Source organism: Sphingobacterium sp. UBA5639 (genome assembly GCF_002421245.1).
In the GTDB taxonomy this organism is placed as follows: domain Bacteria; phylum Bacteroidota; class Bacteroidia; order Sphingobacteriales; family Sphingobacteriaceae; genus Sphingobacterium; species Sphingobacterium multivorum.
In genome coordinates this window covers 356069-373861 of record NZ_DIJR01000019.1, presented here as the reverse complement: position 1 = coordinate 373861, position 17793 = coordinate 356069, and the positions used below count along the sequence as shown (strand labels likewise).

Genomic DNA, 17793 nt, shown 5'->3' with positions numbered 1-17793 from the left:
TTATTTGTTAACAAATTCTTTTTTGTACAACTCGATAGCCTCGATCAAGATTCTTTGCGCTTCTTCACGTCCCTTTACACCCTCAACAATGACATGTTTCTTTTCGAGTGCTTTATAACTCTCAAAGAATTGTACAATCTCCTTCATCGTATGCGGAGGCAATTGATCAATATCTTTAATGTAATTAAAAACAGGATCATTTTTGGCGACCGCAATAATCTTATCATCTTGTTCTCCACCATCAACCATATTCATCACACCAATAACCTGTGCTTCAACCAATGTCAAAGGTAAAATATCCACTGAGCAAATAACCAAAATATCCAAAGGATCTTTGTCATCGCAATAAGTTTGTGGTATAAAACCATAATTAGCAGGATAAACGACAGATGAACTCATTACTCTGTCCAAAAGCAACAAACCAGTTTCTTTGTCTAATTCATACTTTCCTTTGGATCCGTTTGTAATCTCAATGATAGCATTTACGGCATTTGGAACATTCTCACCTGGAGAAACCATGTGCCAAGGGTTTTGTTTACTCATTTTTTAATTTACTGTATATTTTGTTTGTTTCTTTTATCTTTTATACGCTTTTTTAGTAACGTTATTGCAATTGGCAAAAATGCGATCACAATCATACCAACGACAACATATTCTACATAATGTAAAATCCAAGGGAACTCTATACCGAGGAAATATCCAGACAGGGTCAACACAAGTACCCAAATAGCAGCCCCGGCAACATTGTACAGAACGAATTTCTTAAAATCTAATTTTACAACACCGGCAAAGATAGGTGCAAAAGTACGAACTATTGGAACAAATCTTCCTATAATTAAAGCTGTTCCACCATATTTATGGTAAAACTCTTCCGCCATGACCACATATTTTCGCTTAAAGATGAAGCTATCTTTTCGCTTAAATAACATTGGTCCGGCTCGATAACCAAACCAATACCCTGTAAAATTCCCTAATACTCCCGCGACAAATAAGCCTAGACAAAGCGTGTATATATTAACGTCAATTTTATTTAGTGCACAAAATAATCCTGCAAGAAATAATAAATAATCACCAGGTAGAAAAAATCCAAAAAATAGACCTGTCTCAGCAAATACAATTAAGATAACCAGATAAAATCCACCAGAGCTCAATAACTCTTCCGGATTTAATAATTGTTGAAATGACAACAAAAGTTCATGCATAATCTTTAGTAAAAATCAATATTGCGTTTCTTTTTTAGAACAAATCCTACGCTTATTCTTGTACAAATTTTAAACAGCAAAGTACAAATATAGCATTCTTCTAAAAAACGAACGTAAATCAAGTGTAATATAATCTTTTCTAGTTATTGATTTTGAGCAGTTATACCGACAATAGACTCGCGAATAGTAGTCGCAATTTCATGAAGTTCATCATTAGACAAGCTCAATTTAGGTCCAGCAAAATTTAAATCACTAATTTTATTAATAGGTACCAGATGTATATGTGCATGAGCTACCTCCAAGCCAACTACTGCTACTCCGACTTTTACACAAGGAATCACTTTTTTAATACCTTGAGCAACAATTTTAGCAAATACCCAAAGTGCCATATATTCATCATCCGCTATATCAAAAATATAATCTGTTTCTTTCTTAGGGATCACCAGAACGTGTCCCTTAGCCAATGGGCTGATATCCAAAAAAGCCAGAAAATCATTACTTTCTGCAACTTTGTAAGCTGGAATCTCCCCAGCAACGATTTTTGAAAAAATTGTCGACATATTATTCTAATCTTGGAATAAATCTTTTAAACAGTGATTAGCAAACAACAGACTTTATAATGCAAAGCCTTCGGTATGTTAACAATTAAAAATTTAACTGTAGATTTTATCACACCCTGTTTTTCTACTGTCAACAAATATAAACAAAAAAGGTCGCGATTACTATATCACGACCTTCTTAATATAAAGTTAATTTGTGGATGCGCGGTTATGGCATACCGCACATAACCGACATATATTATCTTGAAATCTCTACGATTTCGAATTCAATTTTACCGGCAGGCACTTCAATAACAGCTGTATCACCTTTCGATTTTCCCAACAAACCCTGGGCAATAGGAGATTTAACTGAAATCTTGCCCGACTTCAAATCTGCTTCTGACTCCGCCACCAATTGATAAGTCATTTCAGCACCATTCTTTTTGTTCTTGATCTTAACAATCGATAAGGCCAAAACTTTAGATGTATCCAATTTGGACTCATCAATTAAACGTGCAGTCGCCAATGTATTCTCCAAATTGGCAATTTTAGCTTCGTGAAGCCCCTGAGCTTCTTTAGCTGCATCATACTCTGCATTTTCTGACAAATCTCCTTTGTCTCTAGCCTCTGCAATAGCATTGGCAATTTTAGACCTTCCTTCCGTCTTCAGATAAGCCAATTCTTCTTTAAGCTTACGCAATCCTTCTTCCGTAAAATAAGTTACTTCTGCCATAATTTTATCTTTTTTCTTATTTTCTACTTTTTAAAAAAGAAACAAGACCATATTTCCCTCGTCAGGAAACATGGTCTTGCTTTGAATCTATACGAAGATAATAATTGTTTTCAACAAAACAAATTCTTACCCGTTAAATAAAATTAAATCTCTTCCTCATCAACAAATTTATACCCCAGCCCCCGAACTGTTTGTAGATAATGTGGCTTATCTGGATTTGTTTCGATCTTTTTCCTTAAACGAACCACATGCATATCCAAAGTACGTGTGTTGACATTGGAGCTATAACCCCAGACAACCTCCATTAACTCCTCGCGTGTAATCTCCCGGCCTAAGTTTTGTAAAAAATGAAGCAAAATTCGGTTTTCCAAAATGGTCAACTCAACTTTCCTTCCGTCACGTATTAAGGAATGAATATTCGGATGATGTTCCGTTTGCCCAAATTTATATACTTCGGGACTGTTCTTAGGTAAGAAAAATTTCACCTTATTATCGATCATAGCAATAAGCACATCCATATTGAATGGCTTACTAATGTAATCAGTCACACCAAAGCTATAGGCTTCAATTTTGTCCACATCTTGAGACTTCGCTGTCATCATGATAATGATATTCTCAAACCCGGCTTTACGGACATCTTCACAGATTTCGTTGCCTTCTTTTCCTGGAAGCATCCAATCCAACAAAACCACATCGGGTCTCTTTTCCAAGATCAAACTTTCCGCTTCATTCCCATTTCCACTCTGAATGACCTGATAGCCTTCGGATTCCAATCGATGTTTTACCAAGAACCGTAAGTTCTCATCATCTTCAATAACAGCAACAGTGATGTCTTTATTCATATTTAAATTTATTTTTTAAACCGGAAATACCAAGGTAAAGGTGGTCCCCTGTCCCAATTGACTTTTTACTGTAATATCACCGCCTATAAATTCGGTAATCTCTTTACAGAAAGCCAAGCCCAAACCGATACTTCCTTGCTGATTATATTGACTTTTTATTCTATAAAACTTTTTGAAGATGTTGTTAAACTCTGCCTTCTCAATACCTATTCCTTCATCCTTAAAAGTGATAACAAAATTCTTCTTGTTTTGTTGTATCGCAATATCTAAGATTTTATGCCCCGCTTTCGAATATTTATAGGCATTATCGATCATATTTTGAAACACACTACTTAACAGTACCGGATCTGCAAGCATTGATGTCCTTACATCAATTTTTGTGCTAATCTTGAAATCCGCATATTTTATTCTTGACGAAGCTACTAGATTTTCGGTAAATTCCTCCAAATCAACTTCTTCTTTATTTAATTTTATGGTTTTATTTTCGATCTGACTAAAAGACAACAGCTTATTCATCAAGTTATTTAATCGGTCTGCCTCCTGATCTAATATATTTCCATACATTTTCCGCTCTTCATCAGAGAGTACCTGCGCACTCTTAATATTATTTCCAGCAATTTTAATAACACTCACAGGCGTCTTAAACTCGTGGGTAAGATTATTGATGAAATCGTACTGCAATTTAAAAAGTCTTCCGTTAATTTCTAAATTTCTATAAATTAAATATAATATTGCAATTAAAATAATATAAATCAGGGATACCCCTCCCAATACCGGCCAAAAACTGCGATTTATCTCTTTTGACAGAAAACTTTTACTCGACCTAAAAAGAAGTTTGTAGTCTGCTAAGGCTCCAGGTAACGGCATCTCCGTTGAAATCTCGTCATTTTCCGGCGTGATCGGAGCACCAACCAGTGGCACTATTTCTACTTTCTCATAAAGATTTGAATAACTATTTTTTACTTCCAGATACATTGGATCAATCTGAAAATTGAACATATCCTGTTCATATCCGACAGTATGATCCAAATTACCTTCCATAATAGACTTATAGACTATTAAGTCGTTGACCCTTGGAATATTCAGATAGGTAATCTGTCCAGGTCTTATGGTATAAAAAACCTTCAGAATATCCTTATCAGAAAGCTTGGCATTCGGTTGCAATTTATCGATATAAGTTGCCAGCTTCACACCAATATTATTAATCTCTTCGGAATGCAAGCCCATCTGCCCACGATCCCGAATCGTATTTTTATTCAGGCCAGACCTGGAAACGGTAAAAAAAGTAATGGTTTTCGGTTGAATTCTAAGGTTATTAACAATAAAACCATAGTTCAAGTTATGATCATTATTAAATTGTAAATCAAAAAAACCAATTTCTCTAACGAATGGGTAGGAACTTAATATACTATATGCATATTTTCCCGCCTGGACTGAATCCAAAAAACCTTGATAAAAAGATACTTCAGGAATTCTATTCTGAAAAAAATCATTGAAAGGGACTAAGGTTTGATCAAATATCTCCGATTTCCGATTGGTAAATTCGTTCTTAATATGCGATTCTGTATAATTACGCGAAAGAAAAAGGGCAAATATATAAAGACCACTAATCACGATGAAAAACATCAACAATAATCCGTAATTTTTTCGATAGCTATATTTCTCTGCTTTCATAATCTCCCGCCCTTAGTCTACAAGATATTTCGCCAAAAATCGCTCCAACTCATTATAGTAACCAAAGACATTCTCGTCCCGTTTAAAAGTTCTATCCTCGTCCTCTTTTAGGATGTATTGTACGGGAATATTATTATTCTTTAATTTCTGTACAAATTGATTTGCATCTGTTACCGAACTAAACCGATCCTTTCCTCCCTGTACCAATAGCACCGGTATCTTTACTTTATCCGAATGAAATACAGGTGAAATATTTTTAAATAGCTCAGCCTCCCGAATCGGATTCCCAACTACTTGATACATTTTCTGCACATACGATTTAAAATATGGCGGTATATCTCTAAAGTAAGTGAACAGATTGGTATAGCCGGAATAAGACACGGCACATTTATAAAGATCAGAATTAAAACAAGCAGCGTGTAGCGCCGAATAGCCTCCAAAACCTTTCCCTACAATAGCGACACGTTCCCGATCAGCAATTCCTTCTTTAATCAACCATTTTACTCCATCAGTAATATCATCCTGAATCTTCCCGCCCCATTCCTTAAATCCCGCAGTCCAAAACTTCTTACCGAAACCGGTCGATCCCCTATAGTTCATCTGAAAAACCAAATAACCCCTGTTCGCCAAAAACTGCGCTTCGTTATCGAATCCCCAAACCTCCCGTCCGTTAGGTCCATCATGGGGCAATACAACCATTGGAAGATCTTTGCGATTGGAATGTATGGGGTAAGTCAGATAGCCTGAAATCTGAATACCATCGCGTGCTGTATAGGTGATATACTCATTGGGCGATAGCTCTTTGTCTTTTAGATCGGAATTATTATCTGTTAGCTTCGTTAATTTTTGAGTCGAAAAATCATAGAAATAAATACCGCCCGGGTTTACGTCCGTATAGGTTTTGATAATTACTTTGTCACCCGAAATGTCGGTATTTAGCACCTGAAATTCAAATCCATCGATCTGTTTGGACAACTGATCATATTTCTTTTTGGTAGCTTCATCAAAAAAATGCCTATTTTGTCTAGAGGTACTGTAATTTACGAACAATAGCTTATTTTGTTCCGTAAAATACCCTCCAGGACTCACATCAACATCTTTATGGCTGTAAAGTTCCCCTAACTCCTTCTGGTTTGCCAAATCATAGCTAACCAATGCCAGTTTATCCCGGTCTATATTGGATAAGGCATAAATGATCGCATCAGAACTATCTTGATAACCCAAAGGTGTAAAACTGCTCTCCACATCACAGCGTATAATCTCTTTAAAAGGTTCTTTCTCGGAACTCCGATAGAGCACAGACTGCTGTACGGAATCATTGGCTACCGCCAATCTTACCTGCCCATCATTGGACACAACCCAAGAACTCATATTTCCCGGATTCTGTAAAACCAATTCCCGAGGCCTCCCGTCTAAATAGATACGATAAAGGTCAAAAAAAGAAGAGTCTCTATCGTTGATTCCCGCTATAAAACTATCACCTCCGGTCGCCATAGCATGAATCCATCGAAACCGACCTCGTACCGGTTTAATCAATGGCCAAATCTTTTCTGTGTTGATGTCCACAGCATATAAACGTAAACTGTCCTGCGAAGATTGTTCCGTCAAAAAGGAAATTTTTGAATCATTGTTCCAAGCGAAGGATTTTACATTAATATCATTTTGATAAGTAAGCTGTTTGGAACTATCCTTATTGATCAAATCTATTAAATAGATATTTTTGCAATGATTATCTAAGCCAATGTAAGCGATAAATCGACCATTTGGAGAAATCTTAAAATTTGATTTTTCAGGTGTAGAAAAAAATTGATTTATTGGAATAAGATCAACACTATATCGTTGACACCCCAACATGATCATGGCAGAAAAAAACAAACCTATCCAAAATTTCATCCTCATAATCCCAAATACATCCTTATCATTTATTCCAAATATTGCAATTAAATACGGAATTGCATGAAATGCAACCTTATTTTTACAAGATATAGTAATTAAATGTAATATTCAAACTTATCTCGGTTCTGTCCTTTAGAATCTTTTTTATCGCAGAAAAATAGCGTATTTTTGCATATGTTTTTATACAATGTCTCCGTTATAGCAGAAGAAACAATCCATCAAGAGGTCGTTTCATGGATTCAGGATAATATCGTGCAATCCCAAAAATTTCAAGTGCATTTTCTGGAAATGCTCCAGTCGCCGCATGAAGGTATGACCTACTGCATTCAAGTTATACTCCCTACAGAAGACCATATAGCAGATTTTCAGCAAGTGCATCTAATTCCATTACAACAACTCATTTCGGAAGTATATAAAGACAAGGTGTTCCTTTTCGACAGTACCATGAAGTATCTAAAAAAATAAAAGAGCTCTGTGGAGCTCTTTTATTTTTTTATTTCATTAATATCGTTACCATCTTCTTCAAGGTTCTTATTATTCTTTTCACCTATCTCTGCCGCCAATTGATAGCGCGGATCATAACTGATTTTTGGCGTTAAAAAATGAAGTAAAATCAAACGGGCATATCTAAAATTAAAAGGTGCGAAGACCAAAATGGTTACAGCTAGACCAATCAGATAAGACCAAGGAGACTCGCTTCCTGTCAAAATTGCGATAGCAACAGATACAGTAACAATCTCAGCGACAGACAAAGCATAACTCACATACATGGCAGCATAGAAATACCCCGGCTCAACCTCGTACTTGACACCACAATAAGGGCAAGTATCATTCATATGCTGCTTATGTAAACTGTATACCTTTCCTACAAATACATTACCAATATGACACTTCGGACATTTGGAATGTATCATTGCATGGAATTTGGATGTGGGCATTAAGAATCTATTTTATTTCGTTTAAAAATTTCTTTGTTACGGGGTTCTTCTTGCGGTATTTTTTATACCATAAATAACCAAGGCCCGCCGCGGCTAGATAAGGTATTACCAATAGAAACAAAATACCGTCATTCAGACCTCTTCCTTGCATATTCCCTTCCTTCGTAGAATTCTCAGCGTTCAATGTACACATCGCACACTGTCCGTACGAAACAGACACAGCCGAGCAGCTTAAGGTAAATATTAGGAGTAAATATTTAAACCATTTCATAGCACAAAGGTACTGAAATTTTAACGATTAGCGTGCCAAAGATTCAAATTTATCCCAAAAGCCATCTTTCGGCAAAGAAGCGATCAATTCCATCTTATCCTTTTTTATTGGATGCGTAAAGGTCAATGAACGAGAATGTAAACAAATACTGCCCAAAGAACTGCCTCTTGGATATCCATACTTATTATCACCAACAATAGGACATCCCATCGCTGCAAGTTGCGCACGAATCTGATGTGTACGACCTGTTAAAGGCTCTACGCGCAGCAAATAGAATCCATTCAACTCACCCACCAATGTATAATCCAGCTCGGCATAACTTCCGCCTTTCACCTCGCGTGGAAAGGCCTTTGTTACCCTTGTTTGTCTATTCCGAACCAACCAATTGATAAGTTTCCCCTCAGTTTTTCGCGGACGCTGTCTAACGATTGCCAAATAGGTCTTTTTCACATGTCTATCCTGAAAAAATTTATTCATTCGCTCTAGCGCCTTGCTTGTTTTGGCGAACAAAATCATACCACTAACAGGTCTATCTAATCGATGAATAACACCAACAAATGCTTCATTTGGCTTATCATATTTCTTTTTCAAATATACTTTCACCATATCTTCTAAAGATAGGTCTCCTGTTTCATCCACCTGCACAATATCCCCCGCTTTCTTATTTATAGCGATGAGATGATTGTCTTCGTAAATGACGTCTTTATCGGTTATTTCGCTGTGATTCATTTCTTTCAAATATAAAAGGGTTATCCAAATACTACACAGTGCTAAGACCTGTTGAGTTGGATCCCATAATGACGCTATTATTTATTAAAAAAGGCCCTACGCAAGCGTACAGCCTTTCCTTATGTTCTTTTTTAACACAACTTACTTTGCAGTGTCCGCTTTAAGCAACTCAGCTTTTTTCGCATCCTCCTTCATCTTCTTTTTAAAGAAACCACGCAACAAGAAATTATGCTGCAATGCCTCCATATTCTCGTCCAGTTTGGATGTGCTCGAATTTAAATTATTGATTGCCGATTTAATTTGATTTGCCGATGCCGGGTCATTCAATAACACACCCACCGCATTATCTTTATCATTCAATCGACTTGAAGCATTATTCAAATTGTTTATCAATGCATTTGCTGTCTGGGAAACTCCTTGCAACTGCGCTGCAGACTGACGCAGATTAGAGAATATAGCGGTATCGGTCGTTAAATCATGAATCAAGCCCTTATTGCTATTTAAAGAGTTTGTCAAGGTGACCAAATTAGCAGAAGCTTTGTTTGCATTATTCATTGCAGCACTGATCGATAATAACGTCGCACGCAATGTATTTACCATGGACGTATCGGTCAACATCGCGCCAACCATTCCTTTTCCATCCGCCAATCCACGTGATATTTCTACAAAGTCAGTGGTAATCTTTGCTAAGTTTTCATTATTTACCTGCAATGTTTCCATCATCGCTTCCATGTCCGCAGTCTTCGCCGAACGCAAGAAATCACCTGTCTCCACAGTGGGCGCGTTTTGCGACCCTCCAGAAATCACTACGATCTTGTTACCGATCAAACCATCCGAGCCCAATTTTGTTACGGCATCTTTACGAATATACTCAGCAGATTTCTCCTCAATGGTCAATACCACCTCAACATCCTGCACGCTTTTAAAATGTATATTCTTAATGATCCCGACCTTAACCCCAGAAAACCAGACATTACTCCCCACCTTCAATCCAGCGACATCGGGAAATGAAGTCGTAATTTCAATATTTCTAGTAAATTTCTTTTGCTGGCTACCCAAAATAAAAATACCCGCTAAAAGAATCAATACGCCTAAAAAAACAAAAATACCGACAATGATTGCTCTTTTATTTTCTGCCTTACTCATGTATATTATAGAATAAAATTATAATTATAAAACGCTCTTACTCGTGCGTCATCTGTATCAAAAATTTCTTCAAAAGACCCCTGTCTTTCAAACTTACCATCCAACAACATCACAATCCGGTCTCCCACTTCTTTCGCACAAGCCAAATCGTGCGTGATAATAATTGATGCTGTTTTATACCTCTCCTGAACCTCGTTAATCAATCCATTAATCTCCAAACAAGTAATCGGATCGAGCCCTGCTGTTGGCTCATCGTACATCATGATTTCAGGTCTAAGAATCAGGGTACGCGCAATACCAATTCGCTTCCGCTGTCCACCAGACAACTCTGAAGGCATCTGATTGATCGCTTGCGAAAGCCCTACTCCATCCAACACCTCTTCTACAGCTTGATTGATCTCCGAACGAGTTAAGTTGCGTTTATTTCGAACCAATGGAAATTCCAAATTTTCGCGCACAGTCATACTGTCATAAAGTGCGCTATTCTGAAAAGAAAACCCTATTTTCAAACGTAATTCACGCAATTCACGATCATTTAATTCAAGAACTGACTCTCCCAAAACATTGATCGTCCCCTCATCCGGTCTTAATAAGCCCGAAATCAATTTGATCAACACGGATTTCCCTGTTCCAGAACGCCCAAGCACAACGAGATTTTCTTCTTTATATAAATCCAGATTGACACCACGTAGGACGTGATTATCACCGAAAGATTTACTAACATCCCTAATTTCAATGACCGGCTTCGAATGGTCGATGGTTGACTTAATCTTTTCCATAGCTCACTATCCAAAGAACGATAAAACTTGAACAATAATTATTTCCTCAATAAAGACAAGGAACATCGAAGCTACAACGGCCGCATTCGCTGCCTTTCCAACACCTTCAGTTCCCTTTGAAGAAAAATAACCGCAATAACAACTTACAGCTCCAATGGTAAAACCAAATATAACTGCCCGCAACACCATAGCGCCTAAATCCTTAAATGCTATCGTTTCAAATACTTGCGTAAAAAAACTCAAAAAACTTAAGTCATCTTTACTCATCATACTTAGGTAACCACCTAAAAGGCCTATACCTGCCACATAAAAACAAAGTACTGGAATTCCAATAGTTGTAGCTAATATTCTACTTACAATAAGAAACTTATATGGATTAGTCCCCGAAACTTCCATCGCATCGATTTGCTCCGTGACATTCATCGAACTTAGTTCTGCCCCAATTTGCGAGCCCACTTTACCCGAAGCTATTAAAGCCGTCACCAATGGTGCTAATGCACGAACAATAGCGATCGAAATAAGCGAAGGCAACATCGAAGTCGCTCCAAATTCCTCCAAAGAAGGACGTGACTGTTTTGTAAAAACAAATCCAACAATAAATCCCGTTAAACTGATCAAAGGCAACGATTTATAGCCTATTTCATAGCACTGACGGACAATCTCTTTAAATTCATAGGGTGGAGTTACCAATTCACGCCAAAACCGTAGCAAAAAACGGTGAATGTTTGCAAATTCTAGAAAAAAAGTCTGAAGTTTTTTAGCCATTTAAATGATGTCTATTTCAAATTAATGTGTTTTAAAACACGTCTTATGCTGAACAAACACGTAGCAATTCGAGCGGTAAAGGTAAATAAAAATATGTATCTAAAATTGTCGTTTATGTAAAAAGATCATCAATTTGACTTTTATATATAAAAAATCAGATTTCTAATGTACCGATTAAACCATTTTATACGTTATGCTGTCATAATAACAAAGACAATAGCATAGAGTTTGTCACACTTTTAAATATTACAGAAATGAAAAATTTAGGCAACATAAAATATTGGGTACTTGGTTTTATCGGTATCGCTTCTTTTTCAAGTTGCGCTACTTCAATGGCCCAACGGGGTGGATATAATAATGGTTATAACAATAATGGTTATAACAATTATAACAATGATGGAGTTTCGTTCCAGCTATTCTATGATCAGCTTTCACCTTATGGACAATGGGTTAATGATCCCAATTATGGTTATGTTTGGATCCCGGACGTTGGTCCGAACTTCCAGCCTTATGCAACCAATGGTTATTGGACAATGACTGACTATGGAAATACCTGGGTATCCAATTATGACTGGGGTTGGGCCCCTTTCCACTATGGTCGCTGGAACTACAATGACCGTTATGGCTGGGGATGGGTTCCTGACTATGAATGGGGACCAGCATGGGTAAATTGGCGTCAAAGTAATGACTACTACGGTTGGGCTCCTCTGGGCCCAGGCATGAATATTAATGTATCCGTTAATATCCCAATGAATTTTTGGACATTTGTAGGCGTCAATCACTTTATGCGGCGAGACATGGATAGATATTATGTTAATAGAAGAAATTACAATAATATCTACAACAGAACCACCATTATCAATAATACCACGATAATTAACAACAACTATTATGTTGGCGGTCCGCGAAGATCCGATATTGAACGTTCGACAGGAAGAAGCGTAACAGTGAATAGAATCGCAAGTGTCGATAGACCTGGGTCTGTACGCAGTAGCAGCAACCGCAGTAATGAAATCAGTATGTACCGTCCGAATGTAGACCGTAATACAAGATCCTCTGCACGCCCCACGAATGTCGTAGATGCTTCTACCCGAACACGAAATAACAATAGTGAGATTTCAGATCGAACCAATCGTGTCATAACCAACAGAGATAACATCGACTCGAGATCAGGAAATCGTGAGTTATATATTGACAACAGTGGAAATGCTTCTGTAAGGTCTCGTAATGATGCCAACAGCGGTGGTTCAAGCCGTAGTTCAATTAATAATACTCGAACCGGAGACAATGGTACTATAAATAGAAATACGAATGGTACACAACCTAATTCGAATAACTATGATTTTAGAACGCGATCAAGTCGCCAGTCGGATGCTTCAGACAATAACAACCCTACATCTACCACTAGGGACAGGCAAAATCGCTCCGTTGACAATAATGGTGTAGCCAACGGCAGAAGTACAGACTACAATAGAAACACAGATTATAATTCACGCTCGCGGTCTAGTGCGAACGGTTCCGATCAGGCTGTGCCGCCAAGAGTTGCGCAACCTACGACAACGCCGCAACGAAATGGAAATTATGATGGCAGCAGAACACGTTCGAGCCAACCTGTGTCGCAACCTGTAGCACAACCAACTCAAAATCGGAGCTACGAAAACACAAGAAGTAGATCAAATACAGACAATTCATCCTCAGTATCTCGATCAAGGTCTTCAGAAAGCTCAGGCGAACGTAACTCTGGACGTTCTTCGCAAGGATCAGAAAGATCTAGAACAAGATAATGACAGCCGAATAAAATAATAATTCACATTTGGCGGGTAAAATGAAAAATTTTACCCGCCTTTTATATGCATGTCTTTTTATATTTATCATGAACAATCCATACATTTTCACGTTAATTAGTAAATTTACCGCTTCAAACAAAAAACAGATCGATAAAGATGGCTTCATTTACCTCTATATTAGATAATGACTTTTACAAATTCACCATGCAGCATGCCGTGGTCAAGTTGTTTCCAAAGGCCAAGGCACGTTATCATTTTATTAATCGGGGACATCATAAATTTCCCGATGGTTTTGATGTACTCCTGAGGGAGGCCGTCCATGAGATGGCTAATTTGAAGTTAACAAAAGCAGAAAAGGCTTTCTTTGCCAAGACATGTCCTTATATAGACCCAACCTATTTCGATTTTCTTCAAGGTTATCGCTACGATCCCGAGGAAATCAAAATATTTCAGGATGGCCCCGACCTTGAAGTCATTATCGAAGGGTATTGGTACCGTACTATTCTTTGGGAAGTCCCATTAATGTCGCTTATCTGTGAACTTTTTTATGAATCCCAAGGTCTACAACGTGCCTCGGATGCAGCTGTGATCGCCACCGCCAAAGATAAAATCGAAAAATATAAAAAACTCAATATCACAATTGCTGATTTTGGCACGCGCAGACGTCATTCTTATGAAGTCCACGATTTGGTCGTTCGCACACTGAAGCAATACGGCGAAAAAACATTTATAGGCACCAGCAATGTACATTTAGCAATGAAATATGAGACGAAACCAATCGGCACACATGCCCATGAATGGTTTATGTTCCACGCTGCCAAATACGGATATAAAATGGCGAATCTCCTTGGCCTTGAACATTGGTCTGATGTCTACCGGGGTGACCTCGGAATAGCACTATCGGACACCTATACGACGGAAGTCTTCTTTCAGCAGTTTGACAAAAAATTAACCAAATTATTTGATGGAGTCCGACACGACAGTGGAGATCCACTTGAATTTACAGATAAGGTCATCGCACATTATAAGAAGAATGGAATCGATCCCCTCTCCAAAACAATTATATTCTCGGATGGACTGGACTATGAGAAAGTCGAAAGAATCGCGAGCTACTGTGAGGGAAAAATCTTGCATTCCTTTGGCGTTGGCACCAATTTCACCAATGATGTCGGTCTTAAACCCATGAATATCGTCATTAAGATGACCGACGCTTTGCCAGAAGATGATCAATGGACCCCGGTCATCAAACTATCTGACGAACCCATGAAACATACGGGAGATGAAGACTCCATATATATAGCAAAAAAAGTACTAATGATTGATGATGACAATGCATAGAGACGTATACGGTGAAGCTTTAGATGATTATTTCGTACATCAAGAAGAAAAATTTCCTTTAGTACTCCACACGAGTTATGGCGACCGAGACGAAATGCCGGTCGAGATTTTCTTTCGTGAACCTGATGATTTCCCTGAACTGGAATTTATTGGTCTATCCTTATGTGATGGACGTGTACTGGATGTTGGAGCTGGAGTTGGCAGCCATAGCCTTTATCTACAAGAAAAAGGTTTTGAAGTAGATGCACTGGAACTCTCGCAGACCGCCTGCCATATTATGCAACAACGCGGGGTACAACATATTATCTGCGAAGATTTCTATAAATTCGAAGGCCAAAAATACGATACACTTTTGCTTTTGATGAACGGAATAGGCCTTGCTGGCGACGTAGATGGCTTTCGAAAACTATTACAGCATAGCAAAGAATTATTGACTGAAAATGGCCAACTGATTTTTGACTCTTCAGATATCAGTTATCTGTACAAAGATTATAACATCAAAAAACCAGCGCATTATTTTGGGGAAATTCAATATCAATACGAATACAAAGGCAAAAAAGGAAACCTGTTCAAATGGCTCTACTTAGATCAGGATTTGTTGATTAAAATTTCGCACGAAATGGGCTGGGTTGTCCAAATTTTGTATGAAGATGAGAATGATCAATACCTCGTCCGCATGGAACTAAAAAAATAGCCTGTTATTCTAACAGGCTATTTTTTTTATTTCTGTGTTCTTATGTAAATATCTCCCATGGATGTTTTTAAGATAACATCCTGTCCACCACCATTCATTTTGCCTTTCACCGCATTTCCCATTGGCGTTGACTTCGGCTCTTCAGACTGTTTCTCAAACTGAAACTCGTCTGCTGCATAGATGTTCCCCATGGCTGATTTCACATCCACATTAGCACCAAAATTCTTTGGAAAGGCCACATCTACGGCCCCCATTGCTGCGACCAAAGAAATCGGTCCTTTAACAGGTTGAACAAATTTGGCCGTTACATCTCCCTGTGCAACCTTGACATTGATCGGCCCCGTCACGTTCAATAAATTCACATTCCCCATTGTACTAGCAACTTCGACCTCAGCCCGGATATCTTTTAATTCGATTTCCCCAGCATTAAACATCGCTCCACGACCGCCTTTGATCGTCACAGGCAGATCCATCGGTATCCTGATACGAATAGAATCTTCTAAGGGCATCCCTACCATACTTATTTCAGTCACCCCACCTTCTGTTTTGATATTCATACCAAGCCCTGAATTATCCGATAAGCCCGAGCCATTGATCACACGTAGGCCTTTGGCGCGGTCATTTTCTTCACTTTCCTCCACTTTGGCCGTAATCAGCACGTCTTTTCCCTTATACCCTTCGATATAAACATTATCCAATTTTAATAGGAGCTTATTCCCCAAGTTGGGAACTTTAATTTCTTTCCAGCTTTTCGGCCCATTGGAACGGCCGAATCCAGCAGAACTGTAGGTAAAATTATGATTATTACTGACAACAACTCCTGACACCGCTCTAGCCTTTTTAGGAGGATTAGGAGGTTTTGGCGCAGCAACTCCTTCAACATTTTCATTTACCTGGGCCTGCAATGCGCTTGCAAAGATCAGTGCGACCCCAATCATCATTATCCTTATCTTTTTCATTTCGTTTTAGTTTTACTTTATTATGTGTCAAATAATGCATTTTAAGCTTTTTCATTGATTAACATACACAATCCGACTTCCAACTTAATATATTCCGTTATTGATTTAATAATACTGCATAGGCCTGCTCCTTCACAAATTTCAGGGTAAAGGGATCTTCGACAATTTCATTTAACTTTTCCTTTGTCGTCGCCTTCATCGTCGGATCCGCCTGTTGGGCCATCATTTGCATCAGTTCCATTTGTAAAGTGGGATCATTTTGCTCCACAAAAAAGTCCTGAACCTTTTGTTGACGTTCTTCCGGACTAAGTCCATTTAATATCGTTTCAATTGCAGCCATGCGTACATTACTGCTTTGATCTGATACAGCAGTCTTTTCTAAAGCTCCCCTACTATTCCCATCTAAGCTTCCCCCATCTTTCATCGCCAAGACAGCACTTAACCGTGTACTCGCAGAACTGGAATCTTGAAGCATCTGAACATAATCCATCTTCTCTTCCTTTTCGCGATGAGCAGCTTCGGATACGCTTACTTTTGCCAATTGTTTTCCTTTGCTTTCGATACCCGCTATTGCCTTAACGGGAGCTGAAGCCTCTTGGCTACTAGTATGAATTCCCATCACCTCAGCATCAACTGCTTTTGCATTGTCTTCTTTTTCCGGAACAGTAATAGGATGTACCGCAGCCACAGGCTTTTCTACTTCTATTTCTCGTTGTTGATTAAAAGCAATAAAAGTTGCTGTCCCAACTAACAGAGCTGCTGCCGCAATACTAGCCCACTTCCATAAAGGCTTAATCTTTCTTTCCTGAACAGGGGGAACTACTTGTGGTCTTATTTTATTCCATAAGTCAGCCGAAGGTTCTCTCTGATCAAATGCTTCCCGATTAGCGTTCACAAAATCTTTTAAATTATCCCGCATAATTATACCTTTCCTTCAATTCTTCGTAAATTTTCTTTTTAGCACGGTGATATTGACTACGTACAGCAACCGCTGTCATCCCCAATGTTTCCGCAACCTCATCATGGCTCATGTTTTCAAACAGGTAGAGATTAACAACCATCTTAGGCACGCCTGTCAATTGATCGATCACATGCTCTAAATCTGTCAAACGACATTCACGCCATTCTTTTTCCAGCAATTCGTCTTCGCCATCATCTTTGATTTCCAAATCATCCACCGGCGTAAAATATTGCTTATTCTTCCGTAACAGTGAGATTGCCTTATTCACCCCCATCCTTCTCAACCAGGCTTCCACACTGAGCACTAAATGCCATTTATCTGATCTTGAAAAAAAGTCAACAAAGGTTTCCTGTAAAATATCTTCACTTTCTTCCTGATTGGACAAAATCCGATAAATAGAATTAAAAATCTTTTTTGCATACCGATGATAGAGCTGTGCAAATCCAGACTCATTGCCCGTTTGGCACATCGCTAATAATTCCTTATCGCTAAGCTGATTTTGCACGTTCTAAAATTAATACTGTTAATTCTTATGTTTCT

20 protein-coding genes are annotated in these 17793 nt (G+C 38.3%); 4 read left to right on the top strand and 16 right to left on the bottom strand.

All coding sequences use genetic code 11. The annotated features are described in order from the left end of the window. The 7 genes from B4Z90_RS12580 to B4Z90_RS12550 all read right to left on the bottom strand — a co-directional run bounded on the left by B4Z90_RS12580 (window position 1) and on the right by B4Z90_RS12550 (window position 6883). Window positions 1-543, bottom strand: a complete 543-nt coding sequence (locus B4Z90_RS12580) for an inorganic diphosphatase (RefSeq protein WP_115047605.1) — start codon at window positions 541-543, stop codon at window positions 1-3. A gap of 8 nt (window positions 544-551) precedes the next feature. After that, the gene (locus B4Z90_RS12575) at window positions 552-1202 is read right to left on the bottom strand and encodes a DedA family protein (protein WP_115047603.1); all 651 of its coding nucleotides are present in this window, start codon (window positions 1200-1202) and stop codon (window positions 552-554) included. 143 nt (window positions 1203-1345) lie between these two features. Then, window positions 1346-1762 carry an HIT family protein gene (locus B4Z90_RS12570; RefSeq protein ID WP_046674212.1) on the bottom strand — a complete coding sequence of 139 codons (417 nt, stop codon included), beginning with the start codon at window positions 1760-1762 and terminating at the stop codon, window positions 1346-1348. 238 nt (window positions 1763-2000) lie between these two features. After that, a complete protein-coding gene (gene greA, locus B4Z90_RS12565) occupies window positions 2001-2474 on the bottom strand; it encodes a transcription elongation factor GreA (RefSeq protein ID WP_046674213.1) in 474 nt (157 codons plus the stop codon). 143 nt (window positions 2475-2617) lie between these two features. Next, on the bottom strand, window positions 2618-3316 hold the full coding sequence (locus tag B4Z90_RS12560) for a response regulator transcription factor (protein WP_046674214.1): 699 nt from the start codon (window positions 3314-3316) through the stop codon (window positions 2618-2620). 15 nt (window positions 3317-3331) lie between these two features. Then, window positions 3332-4990, bottom strand: a complete 1659-nt coding sequence (locus B4Z90_RS12555; protein ID WP_088160664.1) for a sensor histidine kinase — start codon at window positions 4988-4990, stop codon at window positions 3332-3334. Window positions 4991-5002: 12 nt separating this feature from the next. Beyond that, window positions 5003-6883: an alpha/beta hydrolase family protein gene (locus B4Z90_RS12550; protein WP_070567315.1), complete on the bottom strand. Its 1881-nt coding sequence runs from the start codon at window positions 6881-6883 to the stop codon at window positions 5003-5005. A 177-nt stretch (window positions 6884-7060) separates the two neighbouring features. On the opposite strand from B4Z90_RS12550, the gene B4Z90_RS12545 reads away from it, so the two are divergent. Further along, window positions 7061-7351 (top strand): DUF4286 family protein, encoded by a 291-nt coding sequence (locus B4Z90_RS12545; RefSeq protein WP_070567317.1) that lies wholly within the window; start codon window positions 7061-7063, stop codon window positions 7349-7351. Window positions 7352-7371: 20 nt separating this feature from the next. Here the strand turns inward: B4Z90_RS12545 and B4Z90_RS12540 are convergent, their stop codons facing one another. The 6 genes from B4Z90_RS12540 to B4Z90_RS12515 form a co-directional block, all read right to left on the bottom strand. After that, window positions 7372-7722: a DUF983 domain-containing protein gene (locus B4Z90_RS12540; protein WP_070567319.1), complete on the bottom strand. Its 351-nt coding sequence runs from the start codon at window positions 7720-7722 to the stop codon at window positions 7372-7374. A gap of 109 nt (window positions 7723-7831) precedes the next feature. Next, window positions 7832-8095 carry a hypothetical protein gene (locus B4Z90_RS12535; protein WP_070567322.1) on the bottom strand — a complete coding sequence of 88 codons (264 nt, stop codon included), beginning with the start codon at window positions 8093-8095 and terminating at the stop codon, window positions 7832-7834. Between the two features lie 27 nt (window positions 8096-8122). Continuing rightward, a complete protein-coding gene (locus tag B4Z90_RS12530; RefSeq protein WP_070567324.1) occupies window positions 8123-8824 on the bottom strand; it encodes an RluA family pseudouridine synthase in 702 nt (233 codons plus the stop codon). A 141-nt stretch (window positions 8825-8965) separates the two neighbouring features. After that, on the bottom strand, window positions 8966-9970 hold the full coding sequence (locus B4Z90_RS12525; RefSeq protein ID WP_070567326.1) for an MlaD family protein: 1005 nt from the start codon (window positions 9968-9970) through the stop codon (window positions 8966-8968). A gap of 5 nt (window positions 9971-9975) precedes the next feature. Further along, window positions 9976-10749: an ABC transporter ATP-binding protein gene (locus B4Z90_RS12520; protein WP_046674221.1), complete on the bottom strand. Its 774-nt coding sequence runs from the start codon at window positions 10747-10749 to the stop codon at window positions 9976-9978. 6 nt (window positions 10750-10755) lie between these two features. After that, the gene (locus B4Z90_RS12515; protein WP_046674222.1) at window positions 10756-11514 is read right to left on the bottom strand and encodes an MlaE family ABC transporter permease; all 759 of its coding nucleotides are present in this window, start codon (window positions 11512-11514) and stop codon (window positions 10756-10758) included. Between the two features lie 254 nt (window positions 11515-11768). Here B4Z90_RS12515 and B4Z90_RS12510 point away from each other — a divergent pair, with 254 nt between their 5' ends. The 3 genes from B4Z90_RS12510 (at window position 11769) to B4Z90_RS12500 (ending at window position 15333) form a co-directional block, all read left to right on the top strand. After that, entirely contained in the window at window positions 11769-13298 is a 1530-nt protein-coding gene (locus tag B4Z90_RS12510) for a DUF6600 domain-containing protein (RefSeq protein ID WP_286802405.1), read from the top strand. 159 nt (window positions 13299-13457) lie between these two features. Further along, complete coding sequence (gene pncB / locus B4Z90_RS12505; protein ID WP_070567330.1) at window positions 13458-14639, top strand: nicotinate phosphoribosyltransferase; 1182 nt, start codon at window positions 13458-13460, stop codon at window positions 14637-14639. Next, window positions 14632-15333, top strand: a complete 702-nt coding sequence (locus tag B4Z90_RS12500) for a class I SAM-dependent methyltransferase (protein WP_046674368.1) — start codon at window positions 14632-14634, stop codon at window positions 15331-15333. Before pncB ends, B4Z90_RS12500 begins: the two co-directional genes overlap by 8 nt. Window positions 15334-15359: 26 nt before the next feature. Here B4Z90_RS12500 and B4Z90_RS12495 read toward each other — a convergent pair whose 3' ends face one another. The 3 genes from B4Z90_RS12495 to B4Z90_RS12485 all read right to left on the bottom strand — a co-directional run bounded on the left by B4Z90_RS12495 (window position 15360) and on the right by B4Z90_RS12485 (window position 17758). Beyond that, window positions 15360-16292, bottom strand: coding sequence for a DUF4097 family beta strand repeat-containing protein (locus B4Z90_RS12495; RefSeq protein ID WP_070567332.1), 933 nt, complete (start codon window positions 16290-16292; stop codon window positions 15360-15362). A gap of 97 nt (window positions 16293-16389) precedes the next feature. Then, on the bottom strand, window positions 16390-17211 hold the full coding sequence (locus tag B4Z90_RS12490) for a hypothetical protein (RefSeq protein WP_201639522.1): 822 nt from the start codon (window positions 17209-17211) through the stop codon (window positions 16390-16392). Beyond that, the gene (locus B4Z90_RS12485) at window positions 17201-17758 is read right to left on the bottom strand and encodes an RNA polymerase sigma factor (protein WP_201639523.1); all 558 of its coding nucleotides are present in this window, start codon (window positions 17756-17758) and stop codon (window positions 17201-17203) included. Before B4Z90_RS12485 ends, B4Z90_RS12490 begins: the two co-directional genes overlap by 11 nt. Between the last annotated feature and the right edge of the window lie 35 nt (window positions 17759-17793).

What these genes read in the sequence shown, in the direction of transcription:
- B4Z90_RS12580 (WP_115047605.1), bottom strand. Translation starts at nt 543, where the DNA reads ATGAGTAAACAAAACCCTTGGCACATGGTTTCTCCAGGTGAGAATGTT.
- B4Z90_RS12575 (WP_115047603.1), bottom strand. Translation starts at nt 1,202, where the DNA reads ATGCATGAACTTTTGTTGTCATTTCAACAATTATTAAATCCGGAAGAG.
- B4Z90_RS12570 (WP_046674212.1), bottom strand. Translation starts at nt 1,762, where the DNA reads ATGTCGACAATTTTTTCAAAAATCGTTGCTGGGGAGATTCCAGCTTAC.
- greA (WP_046674213.1), bottom strand. Translation starts at nt 2,474, where the DNA reads ATGGCAGAAGTAACTTATTTTACGGAAGAAGGATTGCGTAAGCTTAAA.
- B4Z90_RS12560 (WP_046674214.1), bottom strand. Translation starts at nt 3,316, where the DNA reads ATGAATAAAGACATCACTGTTGCTGTTATTGAAGATGATGAGAACTTA.
- B4Z90_RS12555 (WP_088160664.1), bottom strand. Translation starts at nt 4,990, where the DNA reads ATGAAAGCAGAGAAATATAGCTATCGAAAAAATTACGGATTATTGTTG.
- B4Z90_RS12550 (WP_070567315.1), bottom strand. Translation starts at nt 6,883, where the DNA reads ATGAAATTTTGGATAGGTTTGTTTTTTTCTGCCATGATCATGTTGGGG.
- B4Z90_RS12545 (WP_070567317.1), top strand. Translation starts at nt 7,061, where the DNA reads ATGTTTTTATACAATGTCTCCGTTATAGCAGAAGAAACAATCCATCAA.
- B4Z90_RS12540 (WP_070567319.1), bottom strand. Translation starts at nt 7,722, where the DNA reads ATGAATGATACTTGCCCTTATTGTGGTGTCAAGTACGAGGTTGAGCCG.
- B4Z90_RS12535 (WP_070567322.1), bottom strand. Translation starts at nt 8,095, where the DNA reads ATGAAATGGTTTAAATATTTACTCCTAATATTTACCTTAAGCTGCTCG.
- B4Z90_RS12530 (WP_070567324.1), bottom strand. Translation starts at nt 8,824, where the DNA reads ATGAATCACAGCGAAATAACCGATAAAGACGTCATTTACGAAGACAAT.
- B4Z90_RS12525 (WP_070567326.1), bottom strand. Translation starts at nt 9,970, where the DNA reads ATGAGTAAGGCAGAAAATAAAAGAGCAATCATTGTCGGTATTTTTGTT.
- B4Z90_RS12520 (WP_046674221.1), bottom strand. Translation starts at nt 10,749, where the DNA reads ATGGAAAAGATTAAGTCAACCATCGACCATTCGAAGCCGGTCATTGAA.
- B4Z90_RS12515 (WP_046674222.1), bottom strand. Translation starts at nt 11,514, where the DNA reads ATGGCTAAAAAACTTCAGACTTTTTTTCTAGAATTTGCAAACATTCAC.
- B4Z90_RS12510 (WP_286802405.1), top strand. Translation starts at nt 11,769, where the DNA reads ATGAAAAATTTAGGCAACATAAAATATTGGGTACTTGGTTTTATCGGT.
- pncB (WP_070567330.1), top strand. Translation starts at nt 13,458, where the DNA reads ATGGCTTCATTTACCTCTATATTAGATAATGACTTTTACAAATTCACC.
- B4Z90_RS12500 (WP_046674368.1), top strand. Translation starts at nt 14,632, where the DNA reads ATGCATAGAGACGTATACGGTGAAGCTTTAGATGATTATTTCGTACAT.
- B4Z90_RS12495 (WP_070567332.1), bottom strand. Translation starts at nt 16,292, where the DNA reads ATGAAAAAGATAAGGATAATGATGATTGGGGTCGCACTGATCTTTGCA.
- B4Z90_RS12490 (WP_201639522.1), bottom strand. Translation starts at nt 17,211, where the DNA reads ATGCGGGATAATTTAAAAGATTTTGTGAACGCTAATCGGGAAGCATTT.